Below are 18,241 nucleotides of genomic sequence, written 5' to 3'. Positions count from 1 at the left end.
GTCAAAATTAACAAGTCAAAGTTTCTTCAGCTTTTTCAAAAAAGCATAATTTTTTTCATCGCAATAAAAAGTTGCATATTCGACATTCTGTGTCAAGTACAGTAATGGTTACAGCAATATTTTGATATAGTTAATTACCTTTTTTCATCTTTAAATTTAATTTTTTAGCATAACAGGTACTGAAGATCCATTTTTAATTATGAATATAAAAATTTGATAAATTTATTTGCACAAGGACAAAGAACGACCCTGACAAGTCAATATACAGTTTAAATGGGTCACAGCTTATCAGTTCATGAATTAAGAAGTAGCGATGGTATGTAGTTGAGAAAAACTACAGTTAACCTCTAAATATAGATAAAAATCGGCCAAAATGAATAATTCAACATCAACTCACAGATGGTTCTAACATCTGTATTGTTCCAACATTCGCATTGATTTCCACTTGCACACCTATTGGCAAGGTAAATTTATCTTTAATATGACCGATCGCGGAACCATACCAAGCAGGAATGCCTAAAGGTAGTATGTGGTCTTGCAATACTTGCATTAATGTAAAATTTGGTTCATCTCCCAAACTACAATTGGTGCATTGCCCAAAAATCAAGCCAGCAATGCGATTGAGTATCCCAGCATTCTTTAACTGGGTCAGCATCCGGTCTACACGATACACATCTTCACCTATCTCTTCCACAAACAGGATGCTTTGGTTCCATGAAGGTAGATAAGGTGAACCTATCATCGCTGATAGTACAGATAAGTTACCACCCACAAGTTTACCTTTAGCTTTGCCTGGTGCGATGGTCGAGAATTGCACTTCCTTAATGGTGGGATTTTGCAATCTCACCGCTTCTCCAGTAAACAGGATGCGCTTAACGTAATCCACTGTAAACTGATTCCAAGTAGAAGTGGCAACTGGCCCATGAAAGGTAATTACTCGACTACGGGCGTTGATGGCTAACAATAGAGAAGTAATATCGCTGAACCCCATCAAGATTTTGGGATGAGAGCGAATATTAGTGTAGTTCAGTAAGGGTAAAATGCGATTACAGCCCCAGCCACCACGCATGGCGATTATCGCTTTCACCGATTGATCGATAAACATAGCGTTTAAATCTGCTGCGCGATCGCTATCTTTCCCTGCTAAATATCCATAACGATCTAAAATATGTTTCCCTAACTTGACTTTTAAACCTAAATCTGTAAGGCTACGTTGTGCTGTTTCTATATCTTGGGCGTCAACGATACCCGCAGGAGCAACTAATCCTACGATGTCGCCTATATGCAGACGAGGTGGTTTGAGGGTAGTCTGGGGAGATAGTTGACCTTGGACAGTCAATGGTTGTAACTGAGTGGCTAAGGTAGCTAGTCCAAAGTTAGTAAGAAATCTTCGGCGATTGATGGTCATGAAGGCAGTTTAACCCTCTTGTGTCACGCTCCCAAGAATAAATCCTGAAAAATCAGGATTGTCAATTATTCTCCAACTAAAGTGACAAAAACGGGTTAAGCGACTTAACCCGCAAGGACGTAGACATCGCATCGACCTGTAATGCGATTACATCAACCTATAATTTGATTGCATCGACCTGCAATTCGATTGCATCGACCTGCAATTTGATTGCATCAACTTGCAATTCAATTACATCGACCTGCAATTTGATTGCATTGACCTGCAATTCAATTGCATTGACTTGTAAAAACTAAGCCACCTTTTATTTAACCTTGCTATATCTAAGGTTTAAAAGCTTACATTACAGCGAGACTACACCGTAGTAAGCAAGAATAACAAAAATTGCTCCTACCCCTAAAAGGATAAATCCCGCGTACAAAGTAGCTAGTGAAATTACTTGGTAAGCTTTGAGATATGGTGGTTTTTGCCACTCCCAGCGATATGCTAGAGGAGCTTTGGCTTGGAAATATCCTAGTTGCGCAAGTTGTTGACGATGGTAGCTGTCGTAGCGGGGAAAGCGAGCAAAAGGTAGCTCTCCTAAGTGATGCTGAGAAATGATCCGGCGACGTTGATAGGGAACAGTATTCTCGCCAAAATTCGTTTGGTATTCTTCACTATTTAGCAATGCATTAATGAACCCATGCAACCCTTTGGTAGCTAGGATAATAGACCAGGAAATTGTTTCCTGCTGACTGTAAACGTTTCGTCCTAAAAGACGTTGTACGCACATTTCCACAAAGCGGTAGTTGTTGTTTGTGTCGTAGTTGCGTAAGCGAAAGGTTTCAGAGATAGTCAATCCCCTAATAAAATCCCTTACGGTAATGCTTCTGTTTTTCAACTGCGATTCTAAAGCCAGTTGACGGTTACTAACGAGAATTTGTTGTTCGTTAAAAATCTGACGATAAGCAGCCCAAATCAACTCATTTATTTCTGCGGTTGCAGCAGTGGCATCAGTGGTGTAGATTTTGGGATGTTCGTCTCCAGGCAATTCAAATCCTGCTACCCTTTGGTTTTGGCTAGAGGGAGCGTAAGCTAGTAAAGGAATACTCATGGTTATGCTGACAAAAGTGTAGAGATGAGGATTCACTAATTCCTGCATCACGACTTGGTAAAAGCAGTGCTGGCTTCGACTGTGGCGTAGGCGTAGCCTTTTTTAGACATCGCTCGAAAACTATAGCTCTACGATTTTGAGCATAATTAACTAGCAAATCTAGAGCGCGATCGCCACCAATGCAGGTAAGGATGCGGACAATATACGCTTTTACCTTCAAAAGCAGTAATAATCACGAAATACCGTCATCAGAGATTCCATACTTTCTGGAGCAAGTGGCGCTAGCTCCTTTACAATCACTGTAACAATTACTGGATAAAGATGGTTTGGAAGTTCAATTAAAGTAATGATTACAAGCTCTTCGGACGCTGGGGAGAGAGACAAAGGAACAAAGGACAAACGTAGAAAATTTTGGGAGGTAGCTATGGCGCTAAAACGTTTAATTATCGAGATGGGGATGGGAATCGATCAGCACGGACAGGAACCGACAGTAGCAGCAGCAAGAGCAGTACGTAATGCGATCGCTCATAATGCTTTACCTGGTGTTTGGGAAGTAGCTGGTTTAAGTGACCCCAATGAAATGATTGTGGAAGTCCAGGTAGCAGTACCATACCCCGAACAAGTACGACAAGAAGAAGTATTAGCGGTACTGCCTTTTGGGCGTAAAAGCCTTAAGGTCGAGTCTGGGGGGATGATAGTTCAAGGACGAGCAATTCCCTCTCTCAATGATAAAAATGACGAAATGTTGATAGCTGTTGCTGCTGTTACTGTTTTAATTGAATCTGAATAACTTTGGCAGTAATGGGAAGATTTAGTAGAAACAACATATTTATAGGTAATCTGCAAATATCATGATTATGCTTTTGCAAGGTTTACCTTAGCAGTATTCCAATTTGCAGACTGAATTTCTAACAAAAGCTACAAAAATAAGAAATTAACCACAGATAAACGCCGATAATCTTAATTTTGGCTAACTACTTGTAAAAAAATTCGAGCCGTTGGCATTGGCATACTCTGCGGTAAACCTTTCTGCGTCTACATTCTTTCAGCTAACTTTGTACTTTTAGACAAGTATAAACACTTATCTATGCCATGCATAAATGTTTTTTAATTTACGTCAGCTTTTTAACATGATAGTTATCGAGGTACAATTTTTTTAAAACGCGATCGCGTTTATCTTTTTAATAAGTTATGAATGATCGCTCCTGCTTTACCATCCTCTTGATTGATGATTGCGCTGTAGACCGGATGGCATGTCGCCGCTTTTTAAAGCAGGACAGCCTGCATACTTATCGCATTTTGGAGTTTGAGAGGGCAACAGAGGCGATGCAATGGTGTCAGCAGGAAACGCCAGATATCATCTTACTAAATTTTTTGTTACTCGCTGGAGATGGGCTAGAGCTTATTCAGCAGTTTAGGGAAAGCCTGAGCAATACTCAAACCGCTATTATTATGTTGGCGGGACACGCAGATGAAATCATCGCTGTTGATGCGATGAAAAGCGGTGCCCAAGATTATTTGGTCAAAGATCAGCTCACCTTAGAAATTTTTCAACGTGCTATTCATAATGCAGTTGAAAGGATGCATTTAACTCGGCAGCTAGAACAAAGTCGAGAACAGCAACAATTAATTAACGCGATCGCTGTGCGAATTTGTGAATCTCTGAAGTTAGAAGAGGTTCTGCGGATAACAACAAAACAAGTGCGGCAGTTTCTCAAGGCAGATCGGGTATTAGTCTATCAATTTCAGCCAGATATGAGCGGTAATGTTGTTGCCGAGTCGGTACTTCCAGGTTGGACAGTTACTCTGGGTAGGCAGTTTCAAGATGTTTACTTTCAAGAGGTTACAGCAGCCGATGATCGCCAGAGAAAAAAACAAGCGATCGCTGATATCTATCAAGCAGGTTTAGCAGACTATCATCTGCATCTGCTAGAACAATTAGAAGTAAAAGCCAATTTGGTAGTCCCCATTTTGGTTACAGATCAATTATGGGGATTGTTAATAGCTCATCAGTGTTCTGCATCGCGTCATTGGCAAGCGGCAGAATTGGACTGTTTGGAGCAAGTCGCTGTGCAAATAGCGATCGCAATTCAGCAGGCGAGTGTTTATGAGCAGGTACAAGCAGAACTGCTAGAACGCAAACGAATAGAAGCAGCGCTGCGAGTCAGTGAAGAAAAACTTCAGATCACTCTAAATTTTACTCACATCGGCTATTGGGAATGGAACCCAAGCACTGATGAATTATTTCTCAATCAAAATACAATTCGCTGTTTTGGCTATGAAATGAGTGACTCGAAGCTCACCTCTAAGCAAAGGTTGAGCCTGATACATCCAGAGGATCGGCAACGGGTAGAAAGGGAATTTAATCAAGCGATCGCTACACAAACTGATTATGCTGTGGAATACCGACTATTGTGGCAGGATAGCAGCATTCATTGGGTATCTGAGAAAGGAAAGGGAGTCTACGCCGAAACTGGGCAACTATTGCGAATGTTGGGCGTTTTGAAGGACATTAGTGATATCTACAACGAGCTTCGCTTACGCAAACAAGCAGAAAATTCTCTGCGGGAGAGCGAAGAACGGTTCCGCTGTACATTCGAGCAGGCTGCTGTAGGCATGAGTCACCTATCGCTTCAGGGGCAGTTTCTTCGCCTCAACCAGCGCTTCTGTGAAATTGCTGGTTATCCTCAAGCTGAACTCCAGACCTTAACCTTTCAAGAGATTACCCATCCAGAAGATTTGGCAGCCGATTTGCAGCAGGCAGAAAAACTCTTAGCTGGTGAAATTTCCACCTACTCAATGGAGAAACGCTATATCCGCAAGAATGGTTCCATTGTCTGGATTAACTTAACAGCTTCGCTGGTGCGCAATCGTTTTGGTGAACCAAACTACTTTATTTCTGTGATTGAAGATATCTCAAGTCGCAAACAAGCTGAAGCCTTCCTACGAGAAAGCATTATTGAGCGCATCTATGCAGAACAAGCATTGCAACAATTGAATCAGGAACTTGAAGCTAGAGTAGAACAACGCACAGCGGCTTTAAAGGAGAGTGAAGAACGTTGGCAGTTAGCACTGCGAGGTAGCAATGACGGGATTTGGGACTGGAATATTAAAACCAATGAAGTTTTCTTTTCCAGCCGTTGGGAAGAAATGCGCGGCTTTGCAGAAGATGAAATTAACTACAACATTGAGGAATGGGCAACCCAAATTCATCCAGACGATCGCGATCGCGTTTTAACAGCAGTTGCAGATCATCTGACGGGCAAGTCGCCTTTGTTTCGCGAAGAATACCGAGTCAGGTGTAAAGATGGGTCTTATACCTGGGTACTGGATCGAGGGCAAGCATTGTGGGATGAAGCAGGCGACGCGATTCGTATGGCAGGTTCAGGAACGGATATCACCGAACGCAAACAAGCAGAAGCGCAGTTATTAACTCTTTCCAGAATGCAACAAGCGATTTTGGATGCGACTGATTATTCCATTGTTTCCACCGATTCCCAAGGCATTATTCAAACCTTCAATGCTGGTGCTCAAAAAATGTTTGGCTATACAGCAGATGAAGTGGTGGGTTTGATGACGCCAAGCTGTATACTGCATGACCAAGCAGAAATCGAGCAAAAAGCAGCAGCACTCTCATTGAAACTAGGCAAGGAAATTGCACCAGGTTTAGAATTTTTTACCATTATTACCCAACAAGAAAAAATCTATGAAGATGAATGGACTTATATTCGCAAAGACGGCTCTCGCTTTCCTGTAATTCTGACAGTTACAGCTCTGCATAATAACGAAGGAGAAACTATTGGATTTTTGGGTATTGCCAAAGATATTACCCAGCAAAAACAGATGGAAGCGCAACTCCGTAAAAGCGCAGCTCACCTGGCTACCGCCCAGCGAATTGCTAATTTGGGTAGTTGGGAATTTGATTTACAAACGCAAACAGCAATCTGGTCAGATGAGGTCTTTCGCATTTTGGGACGCGATCCTCGGTCTGCTATACCTAGCTACGACAAAATGCTCCAGTATATTCATCCCGACGATCGCGATCGTTGCAATTTTATGGTGCAGCAAGCGATCGCCCTTGGGCAATCCTATGAAATAGAGTATCGCTATTATCGCCTAGATGGAAGTTTGCGCAATTTACTGTCTCGGGGCGAAGTCATATTAGATGCAGATAGCAAACCCAAACAGTTGATCGGTACTATCTTAGACATTACCGAACGCAAACAAATAGAACAAGCCCTGCGGCAGAGCGAACGCCGTTATGCAACTTTAGCAGAAGCCTCACCAGTTGCGATTTTCCGCCTTGACACTACTGGGAATTGTGTTTATGCGAACAATTGCTGGTACGAAATGACAGCTAGACCAACACAAGCAGCATTCGGGATGGGATGGATAGCAACCATACACCCGGAAGACCGCGATCATATCTTTACAGAATGGTCTCAAGCATTTGAGCAACAACGACCATACCAGAATGAAGCCAGATTTCTGCGTCCAGATGGTAGCACTATTTGGTTTTATGTCCAGGCGTTACCTGAAACCGACTCTGAAGACAGCATTATTGGTTACATCGCTACACTCACGGATATCACAGCTCGCAAACTTGCCGAAGAGGAACTTGTCCGCAACAAGAGATTGCGGGAAGTAATTTTCAACGAATCTACCGATGCTCTGTTTCTAGTTGATCCGCAAACGCTGCTTACCTTGGATTGTAATCGGCGAGCAATAGAACTCTTTGAGGTTGCTGATAAAGCTGAACTAATCGGCATTGAAGGGCATACACTCCAACGCCATCAATTCTCTGCGGACGAAATGGCTGCTATTTTGGCACAAATGCAGTCAAAAGGTTTTTGGAGTCGAGAAATTGAATATGTTACTCATCAAGGTAACTCTTTCTGGGGCAACATCGCAGCCAAACCCATTACCGTAGCCGAACGTAACCTTAACTTAGTGCGAGTTACAGATATTAGCGAACGTAAACAAGCTGAACAAAAACTGGAAGAATCACGCACAATGCTGCGATTGGTACTTGATACAATTCCCCAACGTGTATTCTGGAAAGATCGCCAGTCGCGGTTTTTAGGCTGCAACCCTGGATTTGCTAGCGATTTTCAACTCGCTCCCGATGAAATTCTCGGCAAGACCGACTTGGATTTACCCTGGGCAAAGTGGGCACACCTCTACCGTGCAGATGATGTCTATGTGATGAACACTAGAACTCCCAAACTGGGTTACGAAGAGCCAATAAATAATCTCAATGGTGAGCAAATATGGATACGAACTAGCAAAGTTCCCTTGACCGATAGCGCGGGCGAGGTATTTGGCGTCTTGGGTTCCTATGAAGATATCACCCAACGCAAACAAGCTGAAGAACAATTGCGGCAGACAAATGAGCAGCTGGCCCGCGCCACTCGCCTTAAAGACGAATTTCTCGCCAATATGAGCCATGAACTGCGAACGCCTCTGAATGCAATTTTAGGGATGTCGGAAGGCTTTCACGAAGGCGTGTTTGGTTCTATAAATGAACGCCAAGCAAAAGCGATCGCCACCATCGAGCGCAGCGGCAGACATCTGCTAGAACTGATCAATGACATCTTGGATTTATCTAAAATTGAATCTGGCAAATTCGAGTTGCAGTTGAGTGATGTTGCGCTTAAAAGCCTCTGTGATTCCAGCCTCGCCTTGATCAAACAAATGGCGTTGAAGAAAAATATTCACCTCAATACTAATATTGCCAACAATCTTGGTAACATTCAAGTAGACGAACGCCGCTTACGTCAGGTGCTCATCAACTTGTTGAGCAATGCGGTCAAGTTCACCCCAGAAGGGGGATTTGTAACGTTAGAAGTTTGGCTAGAAGATAGGGAGATGCATAGAAGTACAGCAGAGCAGGAACCAATTGCTTCATCTTCCCAGTCTTGCGAATTAACATCTCACCACGTTTTCTGGAAATCTTCAGTCCCCCAACCACAGTTCACTAATAGTCCTTACCTTTGCTTCTGTGTGATTGATACTGGCATCGGCATCAGTCCTGAAGATCTAAGCAAGTTGTTTCAGCCCTTCATCCAGCTTGATAGCAGTCTCAATCGTCACTATAACGGCACAGGTTTAGGATTGGCATTAGTGCAGCGAATTGCTACCTTGCATGGAGGAACAGTATCAGTTAGTAGTGAAGTTGGACAAGGCAGCTGTTTCACCGTCCGCATTCCCTACAAAGCCAGTGTTCATTTATCTACAAACCAGGTAACGGTTTCATTGCCTAGCCGTCGTTTACCTACTGCTAATTCTCCAGTTTTAATTATCGAAGATTCGGTTTCTGCGGCTGAACAAATTACTCGTTACCTCAATGAAATGGAAATGCAACCCATCGTCTATCCTCAAGGCGAAGGCGCTGTTGATGAAGTGTTGCGAGTTCAACCTGCTATGATCTTTTTAGATATTCAACTGCCAAACCTGTCGGGTTGGGACGTACTTCATCAACTCAAAGCCCACCCAGAAACTAAAGAAATTCCAGTCATTATCATTTCCGTAGTGGATGAGCACACTAAAGCAATGGTTCATGGTGCTTCAGAATATTTAGTAAAACCTATTACTCGTGCTCAGTTTCAGGCAACTTTAGAAAAACTACAACATCCTGCCCATCTTGGCTTATTTGCATCGATGGTAGTACCGAAACCAGATGTAGAAGCTCCTTTGATTTTGCTGGCAGAAGATAACCAAGCAAATATTGATACAATGTCCAGCTATCTTGAAAGTCGAGGATTCCATCTGGTGTTGGCAAAAGATGGACAACAAGCTATTGATCTTGCCCTAGCTAGACGACCTGACTTAATTGTGATGGACATACAGATGCCGAACGTGGATGGACTAGAAGCGATGCGTCGCATTCGTGAAGAGCGGCAATTTATTCATGTTCCAATTATTGCGCTAACGGCACTAGCCATGCCAGGCGATCGCGAAATTTGTTTAGCAGCTGGAGCTAACGAATATTTGGCCAAACCCGTAAAACTCAAACAGCTTGTAATCACAATTCAACAACTTTTAGCCAAATAGCGATAATTCTGCATGTACACTCAACCCTCTATTTTGGTAATTGATGATGAACCAGATAACTTTGATGTTGTTGAAACCTTACTAGATGGAGAAAACTATCAGCTCTACTACGCTCCTAGCGGTCAACAAGCTCTCGATCGCCTGGATAGTTTTCAACCCGATGTAATTTTGCTGGATGTAATGATGCCTGATCTGGATGGGCTAGAAGTATGCCGACGTATCAAAGCTGACCCGCAATGGCAGATGGTGCCAATCATTGTAGTAACGGCATTGACTACTAAAGAAGATTTGGCTCAATGTCTGGCGACAGGTGCAGATGACTTTATTAGCAAGCCCGTCAACAGTGTAGAGTTACGAGCTAGAGTTAATTCGATGTTGCGGATTAAGCAGCAGTACGACAACCAGCAAGCTTTGCTGAAGCTGCGAGAGGACATGGTTAACATGATTGTGCATGACTTACGAAATCCCCTTGCTAGTATTGTCCTATCGGTTGATATTCTCCGGCTTCCTGGACTAACACCTGAAAAACAGCAACGAAAACTAGCTCAAATTGATATTGCTGTACAACAACTCCAATCTTTGATTGATAACTTGTTGCTGATGGCAAAGTTAAAATCTGACAAAATGCTTCTCAATTATACAGAAGTAAACATTAATGAAATTTGTATTTCAGCCGTAGCAGATGTTGAGGCGATCGCTAGTCAAAAGCAGCTGACTTTAGTGAGTGAATTACCGAAACTGAGCAAGATTATTAAAATAGATGCAACCATATTCCGGCGAGTGCTGGATAATTTACTTTCTAATGCAATTAAATTCTCGCCGTCGAACTCTCAAGTCATCCTACGAGCAGAGTATTTAGAATCAGGAATAGTGAAAGTGCAAGTTGCTGATTCTGGACCAGGAGTTCCTGCTGGCCTCCGCCAAAGAATTTTCGATAAGTATGAAATTGGAAATTTAATGCAAGAAGTTACGCAAATTGGTTTAGGATTAGCTTTTTGTAAAATGGCGATAGAGGCGCATCACGGCAACATCACTGTTGAAGATAATCATCCACAAGGTAGTATTTTTACAGTATTCTTAAAAGATAGTTCCTAAAAGGAAAAGGGTAAGGCAAATTTGGTTTTTGCTCTTGTCCCTTTCCTTGTTAACCTAACTGTAATTATTTACAGGTGAGCTAGTAAAATCTAGTAATGAGTACCTGTTTTCCGATGGTTAATAGCAGTCACTGCATCAGGTTTGAGTAATTTACCGTTATCAACAGTTGCGTAAACAACCCAATGATCGCCACATTCTAGACGTTGACTCACAGAGCATTCAAGATAGGCGATCGCATCAGTGAGGACAGGACAACCGTTATCAGCAACTGCTGTACTAAAGCTGGCAAATCGGTCTTCTCCTGGGGCAAAAGATTTCCGAAAATGCTTCATGTAGTCTACATGATTGCCTTCTTCTAAAATATTTAAGGTAAATTTACCACCTGGATACATCAACGATTCAATTGCTCGTTCTTTAGCGATCGCAACAGTAATTCCTGGTGGATTAAAGGTTGCTTGAGATACCCAAGCGCCTAACATCCCAGTCGAAACTTCTCCTTGTTTAGCTGCGACTACGCAAACTGAACCAACAATCCGACCAACAGCTTGTTCTAAAGGAGTAGCGGATTGTTGTGGAACGCGGATTTTTTTCGCTTTCTTGATAGCTTGGGCAAAGTCTGTGCCTACTTCTTCACAGTATTTAAGAGTCACATCATCAGGTTTAAACTTGACCTTGAGGGTTTCAAAACCAAATTTATAGCCAGCATCCCGGAGTTTACCTTCAATTAAGTCAAAGGCTTCACCACTCCAGCCATAGGAACCAAACACCCCAGCCAGTTTATTGTTATCACCATCGCTGAGGACAATTCCTAAAGCGGTATGAATGGGGGTAGGTGCATGACCACCAATAGTAGGAGAACCAATGATAAATGCATCACACTCTTGCAAGGTAGTGCGGATTTCATCAGGGGGCGCAAATTCGCAGTTGATTGATTTGACTGCTACTCCACCTTTAGTTAATCCGAGAGCGATCGCCTGTGCTAAAGTTGCTGTATTTCCATAAGCTGAAGCATACAGCAATGCTACAGATATTTCCCTGGTTCTTTGAGCATGGCTCCAATCTCCATAAGATTTGGTGAGTTCGATTAAGCTGGTGCGTACCAAAGGCCCGTGACCAACACCATACATTCTCACCTGTAAATCGGAGATTTTCTCCAAAGCTGCTTCCACATGCAGTGCATTGGGAGCCATCAAACAGTTGTAATAGTAGCGCTGGTCTTCCTTGAATGTTTCCCAGTTGTCATCAAATACCTCATCACCACAGATATGAGAGCCGAAAAGCTTATCTGTGTAAAGAATTTGGGTTTGTTGATCGTAGGTACAAAGCGCTTCTGGCCAACGAGGACTGGGAGTAGGAAGGAATTTTAAAACATGGCCCTTACCTAAATCTAGAGTTTCTTTTCCCCGCATCACCAAAATATTCAAACTCTCATCAGGGAAAGCATTCCGTAAATTTGCAGCACCAGGAAGCGAACAGACAAATGTAATCTGCGGTGCTAGTTCAAGCAGAGCTTTGTAAGTTGCAACGCGGTTAGGATTAAAGTGACCCAAAATTACATAATCCAAACGTTTCAAGTTAAGGGTCTGCTGTAATGCTTCGAGATAAATTTCGGTAAAAGTTTCCGCAGGCGGGTCAATAATTGCAGTTTTATCACCTTCAATTAAATAGCAATTGGAGGTTGTACCCCTTTCAAGTGCATATTCAATTTCAAACCGCAGACGTGACCAACTACGTGCTCTCAGAACTTTAGTATTTGTCGCAATGGGCAAAACTTGTACGTCACGGGGTTTGGAATTGCTCATAGATTTCGGGTAAGATTTACGAAAAACTTGGAAAAACCGGGTAGGATTTACCCAGTTTTTAGCGAATTTAAAGACGCGGGTGAGGGGATTTGGAAATCTCATGTTAGTGCTGAGTATGAAGTGCTGAGTAATATTCCATAGCCAAATGGGGAAATAGAAAGCTGAGTGCAATTTGTACCTTAACCACTCAGCACTCGTTACTCAGCACTCAGAACTTTTGTGCTTAGTAGTAGTTACCTACTTTGCGATGGCGAACGGCTGTCAGTCCTTCTGATTTGGATACACGACCTTCTTGGACTGTGCAATATAAAATCCAGTGGTCGCTGCATTCAATGTTGCTTTGCACTTCACATTCCATATATGCCAAGGCATCTGTCAGAATTGGAGAACCATTCTTCGCTGTTTGAGTTTTTACCCCAGCAAATCGGTCGCCACCAGGAGGTAAGCGCTTGAGGAAGTGCTTCTTCAGTTCCTGATAATTGCCTTCTTCTAGGACATTCAGAACAAAGCGATCGCCTATTTGCATTAACGAATCAATGGCGCGGTCTTTAGCTACAGCTATTGTTAATCCCAAGGGTTGTAAACTTGCTTGGCTTACCCAGGATGCAAGCATTGCACTGCTGACATCAGCTTTTTTGGTGGTAACAATATATAATCCACTGCTAATCCGACCCAACGCTTTTTCCATATTTACGTCGAGGGACTTGATCTGCTTAATGTTGCGTTCGCGCATCAGCACTTGTCCCAAATCCGTACCCGCTTCTGTACAAAGCTGGTATGTCGAAGCGCTGGGAGCTTCTTTAATCCGAATTGCTGAAAAGGCTTCCTTCACACCCAAGTCGATAAATTTTCTGCGGAGTGTATCAATGGGTTCATCATCGCCACCGTAACATTCAAACAATCCTACCAGCTGCTTGCTTTTGACCACAGATAGCAGGGAACTGATACCAGCTTGAGCAGCAGCAGCAGTAGTAGGCGGCATACCGATAATAATGCCAGCTGCTCGACCTGCTAGTTCTTGAATTTCTTGGAGTTCAGCGGAACTGAGATCGATCATTTCGATCCCAACTCCAGTTTTCTGGATTCCTTCACCAATAGCCTGAATCAACTGATCGCCAAAGCCGTATTCTGAGACATAAAACAAGCCGACGGTGGTTTCTGCTTTTGCTTGTCTTTGGCTCCAACTTTGGTAACATTCGGTCAGCACGTCTAGGTTGTGGTGCAGTAAAGGCCCGTGACCGTTGGCAATAATGTTTATTTTCCCCAGATCGCTCATCCGCTTCATCGCATTCAGCAAGGAGCGCGCATTGGGACCCATCAAGCAATCGTAATAAAATCTAAAGTCAGCTTCAATCGCCTCTAAGTCTTCGTCAAAGGTGCGATCGTCACAGAAGTGCATTCCAAAAGCATCACAGGTATAGATAACTTCAGTTTTGCGGTCATAGCTGAAGATTGTATCTGGCCAGTGCAGGTTAGGCGCACTCACGAATTCGATTTCGTGTCCTTTTCCAATATCTATGCGATCGCCACTTTTGACAATCCGCTTGGAAAATGGCTCGTGTACCAAACCTTCTAAAAATTGCAATGCAATTTTGGAAGCTAAAACAGTCGCTCTAGGAGCTAACTGGAGAACATCTTCTACCAAGCCGCTATGGTCTGGTTCTGTATGGCTGACAATAATGTAATCAATAGTCTTGGGGTTCACAAGACTTTTTAGTGTCTCTAAATACAGTTTCCGAAACTTCTGGTGAGAAGTATCAATTAAAACTGTTTGCTCACCCCTAATTAGATATGAATTGTAAGTCGTACCATTTTGCAGTCCGAATTCGATATCGAAGCGATCGCGGTCCCAATCAAGAGAGCGAATCGCCGTTGTGTTAGGGGCAATTTCTACAGTTTGTATAGTTAGCCGATGCTGAACGTTCTCTGCGATCGCTACCATTATTCGTCTCCGAGCGCAAAACAACAGTATTTTTGTCTGCACTCATTGTCCCTATAATTTTTTCTTTAAGCTGTCATCTAAGCTAGTTTTTGTAGAAATAAACTTGTAGCAATTGTTGCTCTTTTTCAGCATATTTTTTAACTCAAAAAATATACTAAAAATCAAATTTTTTCCAAGTATTGCGTATTAAATATTGATATTTATTGGCATAATTTAAAATCCCAAACTTATCATACATATCATTTCGATCTTGGCAATAATTTTGTAACAAAAAGCATAAAATTACCACCGATGTATCTAGGATTTAGCTTTTATATATCATTGCTTAGTATTCATACACAATTACACTTGAAAAGAGTAGCTATTATTACTTAGCGTAAAATTATTGCTTTTTAGTAAGTCGCACCAGCTTGTAGCAAAATCTTCTTAATCACTGGATGTTTCTGCCCTGCATATTCAGCAAGATATAAGGCTGTTTCACCATTTTCAGTTCTACTGTTGACATTGGCACCAGAGCGAATCAAAGTTCGCATCGCCCAAGGTTTAGAGCGTAGAACAGCTTTCATTAATGGAGTCAAACCATCTGAAGCAAACTGGTTAACGTCTATCCCAGAAGATACTAAAAGATTAATTAACCTGACATTACCAATCTCGGCTGCCAGATGAATTTCTGTTCCTTTCCAACAACCATATTGAGCGCCAGCTTTCAAGAGTATTTTTGTAAAAACTGGTGGAATATCTGGATCTAAAACTACATAATTTAAAACTGTATATCCTTCCTGGTCTTTATAGTTGATGTCAGCACCAGCACGAATCAATGCCCGCAATGCCCTAGCTTGAAAAGCGTAGATGCCAATTGCTGACATCAAGGGTGTTTTTCCCTCTTCATTGAGGCGATTTAAATCAGCTCCTAATTCTGCCAGCAACTCTATCATCTTTACATTGCCACCAGCAACAGCACAATGAACAGCAGTACTACCATCTTCATTTAAAGAATTTATATCTAAACCTTGTGCGACTAACTGACACACTGTGGTTGTATCACTGTCTATAACAGCATCGAAGAATTTTTGTAAGGATTTATTTTCTCGTCGCTGTTTGCGAATTACTGCTTTTGGTAATTCTCGTTCGGCATATTCAATATCTTCTCGATTTCTAATTAAAGGAAGCAGATAATCACAAACTTCCTGATGTCCTTCATAGACTGCTTCTGAAAGTGGACTCATGTATCCATCATAGTCAATCCACAGATTTGGATCTGCACCTGCTTCTACCAAGTAACGGACAATCCTCACTTCTCCAGTTCTAGCAGCAGCAATCAAAGGTGTCCCCCAATCTGTGCGGAGATTTAAGTAAGCACCAGCCGCAATCAAAACTTCTACAATTTTGATATCTTTACTCCAAACTCCATGAGCAAGAGCATTAGATAGAGAATGTCCATCAAACTTTTGGATTGCTAATATTTGTTGTACGATATTCAGCCTTCCCAAGCAGGCAGCCATTTCTAAAGCTTCTTTAAAATAGCGAATTTTATATTTATCAGATTTACTGGTAATAGCTCGAACTAGAATTTGTTTTATTTCTGTATCAGTTTCTTCTAATAACCACAGTGGTTGCCATTGATGAGGTTGCATTTGCCCATATTCCATTTGCAGCGTTACACCGTGGTAAGAATAAAGCCCATTACCATCAATAAATTTAACCGCCGCTTCTCCTTCTGCATGAAGGAGATTTTCTGAATTAAATAAGAACTGAGACGGGCGATCGCAAACTAAACAAATTTTCTCAAAAGGAATAATCCAACCACAAGATTTAACCAGTTTTTGAAATACTTCCCAGGCATCCTCATCATAAGGCTGAAATAGCCTATGACTTACCACAGAAAAATGAAAATCGAAGAATCCACCTTTACAAGCATACCAGTGGAGTGGAACAAACCAATAAAAGTTATAGCCAGATGAAAATGATTGCGATTTACCTTCTAAAAGGTAATCTTTTAAACTTTCTGATAACTGACTGTCTAATTCCGAAGTTCCATCCACACGCAATTGAGAATTAATAAATTCATCCCAATGACCAATAGCATTTTCGTTATTGATATACAATTTCTCATGCAGCTTGCCTATTAATTCTGTTGCGTATGCTGAACCATCTTCAGTGAAGTAAGGACGTTCATATAGTGTTTTCGCTGCTATCGCTGCTGCATATAAACTATCAAATAATTCAATCTCTGGGGTTGGCAATTTTAGCAATTCATAGACAGATTGAACTGCTTCAATAGCCTGCTGGGAGTTAATTCTATTTGTCGAAAATGCTATGTCATACCACTTGTCGCGGTAACTTGGCATTAAAGATTGTTGTTCAGGTGTGATTTCATCCACAAACGCCATAATCTTACCAAATGCGACTATTGTTGTTTATTTAAGTGGAATTTTCATACTTAAATCCAACCACTTAGACTGTGTAATTGGTGCGCTACTAGAAATATAATCCACACCCGTTTGCGCCACAGCCCGAATCGTTTCCAAAGTCACATTACCCGAAGCCTCAATTTTGATATGGCTATACTGTTCGCGAATCATCTGCACCGCCTGAGACATCATATCTAGAGGCATATTGTCCAACATAATAATGTCAGCTTTATTCTCTAGCGCTTCTTTGACTTGCTCTAGAGTTTCTGTCTCTACTTCTATTGTTAGGGGATAAGGGATCTGAGAACGGATACGGGTAATTGCTTCGCCAATCCCTCCAGCCGCAGCAATATGGTTATCCTTGATCATGACCGCATCATCCAGTCCCATGCGATGATTAATTGCCCCACCCACAGTCGTTGCGTATTTTTCTAACAATCTCAGCCCTGGTGTAGTTTTGCGTGTATCTACCAACTGAGCAGGTAAATCGGCAATTTGCTCTACATATATATTAGTGAGAGTCGCAATCCCACTCAACCGCATAGCTAAGTTAAGCGCCACCCGTTCTCCCATCAACAGCGCGTCCAATGAACCATGAATTTCCGCTACTACCTGTCCTGGTTCACACGATGCCCCTTCATTTGTCATTGGCACAAAACTGACTTTTTCATTCAAAAGCTGAAATACCCTAGCTGCAACTGGTAAGCCAGCAATGATTCCTGGGGCTTTCGCTATCCATTTGGCTGTTCCTGGTGTGACATCTTTGACTAGTAGACTATTTGTTGTGCGATCGCCCCGACCAATATCTTCCAACAACCAGCCACGCAACAGTGGATCTAATACTAGCCAAGGTGACAAAACACCAAACTTGCTCACAACTTTATTGCTTCCTTGTCAACTTCCAGGAACACTATAACCTAAAATCCTTACTGCACATAGCTTTTACTTCCAAATTTAAATAACTCAATTTTTTTGGAAAAAAGAGTTGACAAAGCTAATTAGGCTCGATATATTAGATAAGTGCCTGAGAGCGGAGCGAGAAAAAGCGACGCGGTCAGGAGACCGAACCTTGAAAATATTATAGTTTGAAAGCCAGTATACAACAATCTACTGCGTCAGTAAAGAAAATAACCTGACTGAGGTTAAAATCAGTCGAAAGAGCTAAAACAAACAATTTCATTCACAAAATGGAGAGTTTGATCCTGGCTCAGGATGAACGCTGGCGGTATGCTTAACACATGCAAGTCGAACGGTGTTTTCGGACACAGTGGCGGACGGGTGAGTAACGCGTGAGAATCTAGCTTCAGGTCGGGGACAACCACTGGAAACGGTGGCTAATACCGGATGTGCCGAGAGGTAAAAGGCTTGCTGCCTGAAGATGAGCTCGCGTCTGATTAGCTAGTAGGTGTGGTAAGAGCGCACCTAGGCGACGATCAG

At 42.1% G+C, this 18,241-nt stretch carries 10 protein-coding genes and 1 rRNA gene; 4 read left to right on the top strand and 7 right to left on the bottom strand.

All coding sequences use genetic code 11. The features are described from left to right. Nucleotides 1-388: 388 nt before the first annotated feature. From BV375_RS30490 to BV375_RS36330, 3 genes are all read right to left on the bottom strand, one after another. Nucleotides 389-1,408, bottom strand: a complete 1,020-nt coding sequence (locus tag BV375_RS30490; protein ID WP_086767498.1) for an LD-carboxypeptidase — start codon at nucleotides 1,406-1,408, stop codon at nucleotides 389-391. A 343-nt stretch (nucleotides 1,409-1,751) separates the two neighbouring features. Continuing rightward, the gene (locus BV375_RS30485) at nucleotides 1,752-2,501 is read right to left on the bottom strand and encodes a phycobilisome rod-core linker polypeptide (RefSeq protein ID WP_086767496.1); all 750 of its coding nucleotides are present in this window, start codon (nucleotides 2,499-2,501) and stop codon (nucleotides 1,752-1,754) included. Continuing rightward, nucleotides 2,467-2,721 (bottom strand): hypothetical protein, encoded by a 255-nt coding sequence (locus tag BV375_RS36330; protein WP_143842257.1) that lies wholly within the window; start codon nucleotides 2,719-2,721, stop codon nucleotides 2,467-2,469. The genes BV375_RS30485 and BV375_RS36330 overlap by 35 nt, the downstream gene beginning before the upstream one ends. 204 nt (nucleotides 2,722-2,925) lie before the next feature. On the opposite strand from BV375_RS36330, the gene BV375_RS30480 reads away from it, so the two are divergent. The 3 genes from BV375_RS30480 to BV375_RS30470 all read left to right on the top strand — a co-directional run bounded on the left by BV375_RS30480 (nucleotide 2,926) and on the right by BV375_RS30470 (nucleotide 10,649). After that, nucleotides 2,926-3,291, top strand: coding sequence for a Lin0512 family protein (locus BV375_RS30480; RefSeq protein WP_086767567.1), 366 nt, complete (start codon nucleotides 2,926-2,928; stop codon nucleotides 3,289-3,291). A gap of 401 nt (nucleotides 3,292-3,692) precedes the next feature. Beyond that, nucleotides 3,693-9,554: a PAS domain S-box protein gene (locus BV375_RS30475; protein WP_086767494.1), complete on the top strand. Its 5,862-nt coding sequence runs from the start codon at nucleotides 3,693-3,695 to the stop codon at nucleotides 9,552-9,554. A gap of 12 nt (nucleotides 9,555-9,566) precedes the next feature. Next, on the top strand, nucleotides 9,567-10,649 hold the full coding sequence (locus tag BV375_RS30470; RefSeq protein WP_086767491.1) for a response regulator: 1,083 nt from the start codon (nucleotides 9,567-9,569) through the stop codon (nucleotides 10,647-10,649). Nucleotides 10,650-10,738: 89 nt separating this feature from the next. Here the strand turns inward: BV375_RS30470 and BV375_RS30465 are convergent, their stop codons facing one another. The 4 genes from BV375_RS30465 to nadC all read right to left on the bottom strand — a co-directional run bounded on the left by BV375_RS30465 (nucleotide 10,739) and on the right by nadC (nucleotide 17,680). Further along, nucleotides 10,739-12,451, bottom strand: a complete 1,713-nt coding sequence (locus tag BV375_RS30465; RefSeq protein ID WP_086767565.1) for a diflavin flavoprotein — start codon at nucleotides 12,449-12,451, stop codon at nucleotides 10,739-10,741. Between the two features lie 223 nt (nucleotides 12,452-12,674). Next, nucleotides 12,675-14,393, bottom strand: coding sequence for a diflavin flavoprotein (locus BV375_RS30460; protein ID WP_086767488.1), 1,719 nt, complete (start codon nucleotides 14,391-14,393; stop codon nucleotides 12,675-12,677). 392 nt (nucleotides 14,394-14,785) lie between these two features. Further along, on the bottom strand, nucleotides 14,786-16,783 hold the full coding sequence (locus tag BV375_RS30455; protein WP_086767485.1) for an ankyrin repeat domain-containing protein: 1,998 nt from the start codon (nucleotides 16,781-16,783) through the stop codon (nucleotides 14,786-14,788). Between the two features lie 27 nt (nucleotides 16,784-16,810). Then, complete coding sequence (gene nadC / locus BV375_RS30450) at nucleotides 16,811-17,680, bottom strand: carboxylating nicotinate-nucleotide diphosphorylase (protein ID WP_086767482.1); 870 nt, start codon at nucleotides 17,678-17,680, stop codon at nucleotides 16,811-16,813. 308 nt (nucleotides 17,681-17,988) lie between these two features. Between nadC and BV375_RS30445 the strand changes: the two genes are divergently transcribed. After that, nucleotides 17,989-18,241, top strand: a 16S ribosomal RNA gene (locus BV375_RS30445); the annotation flags it as partial.

Source organism: Nostoc sp. 106C (genome assembly GCF_002154725.1).
Classification (GTDB): Bacteria; Cyanobacteriota; Cyanobacteriia; order Cyanobacteriales; family Nostocaceae; genus Aulosira.
Note: the sequence above shows the minus strand (reverse complement) of the source record. Positions and strands in the feature narration are given on the sequence as shown.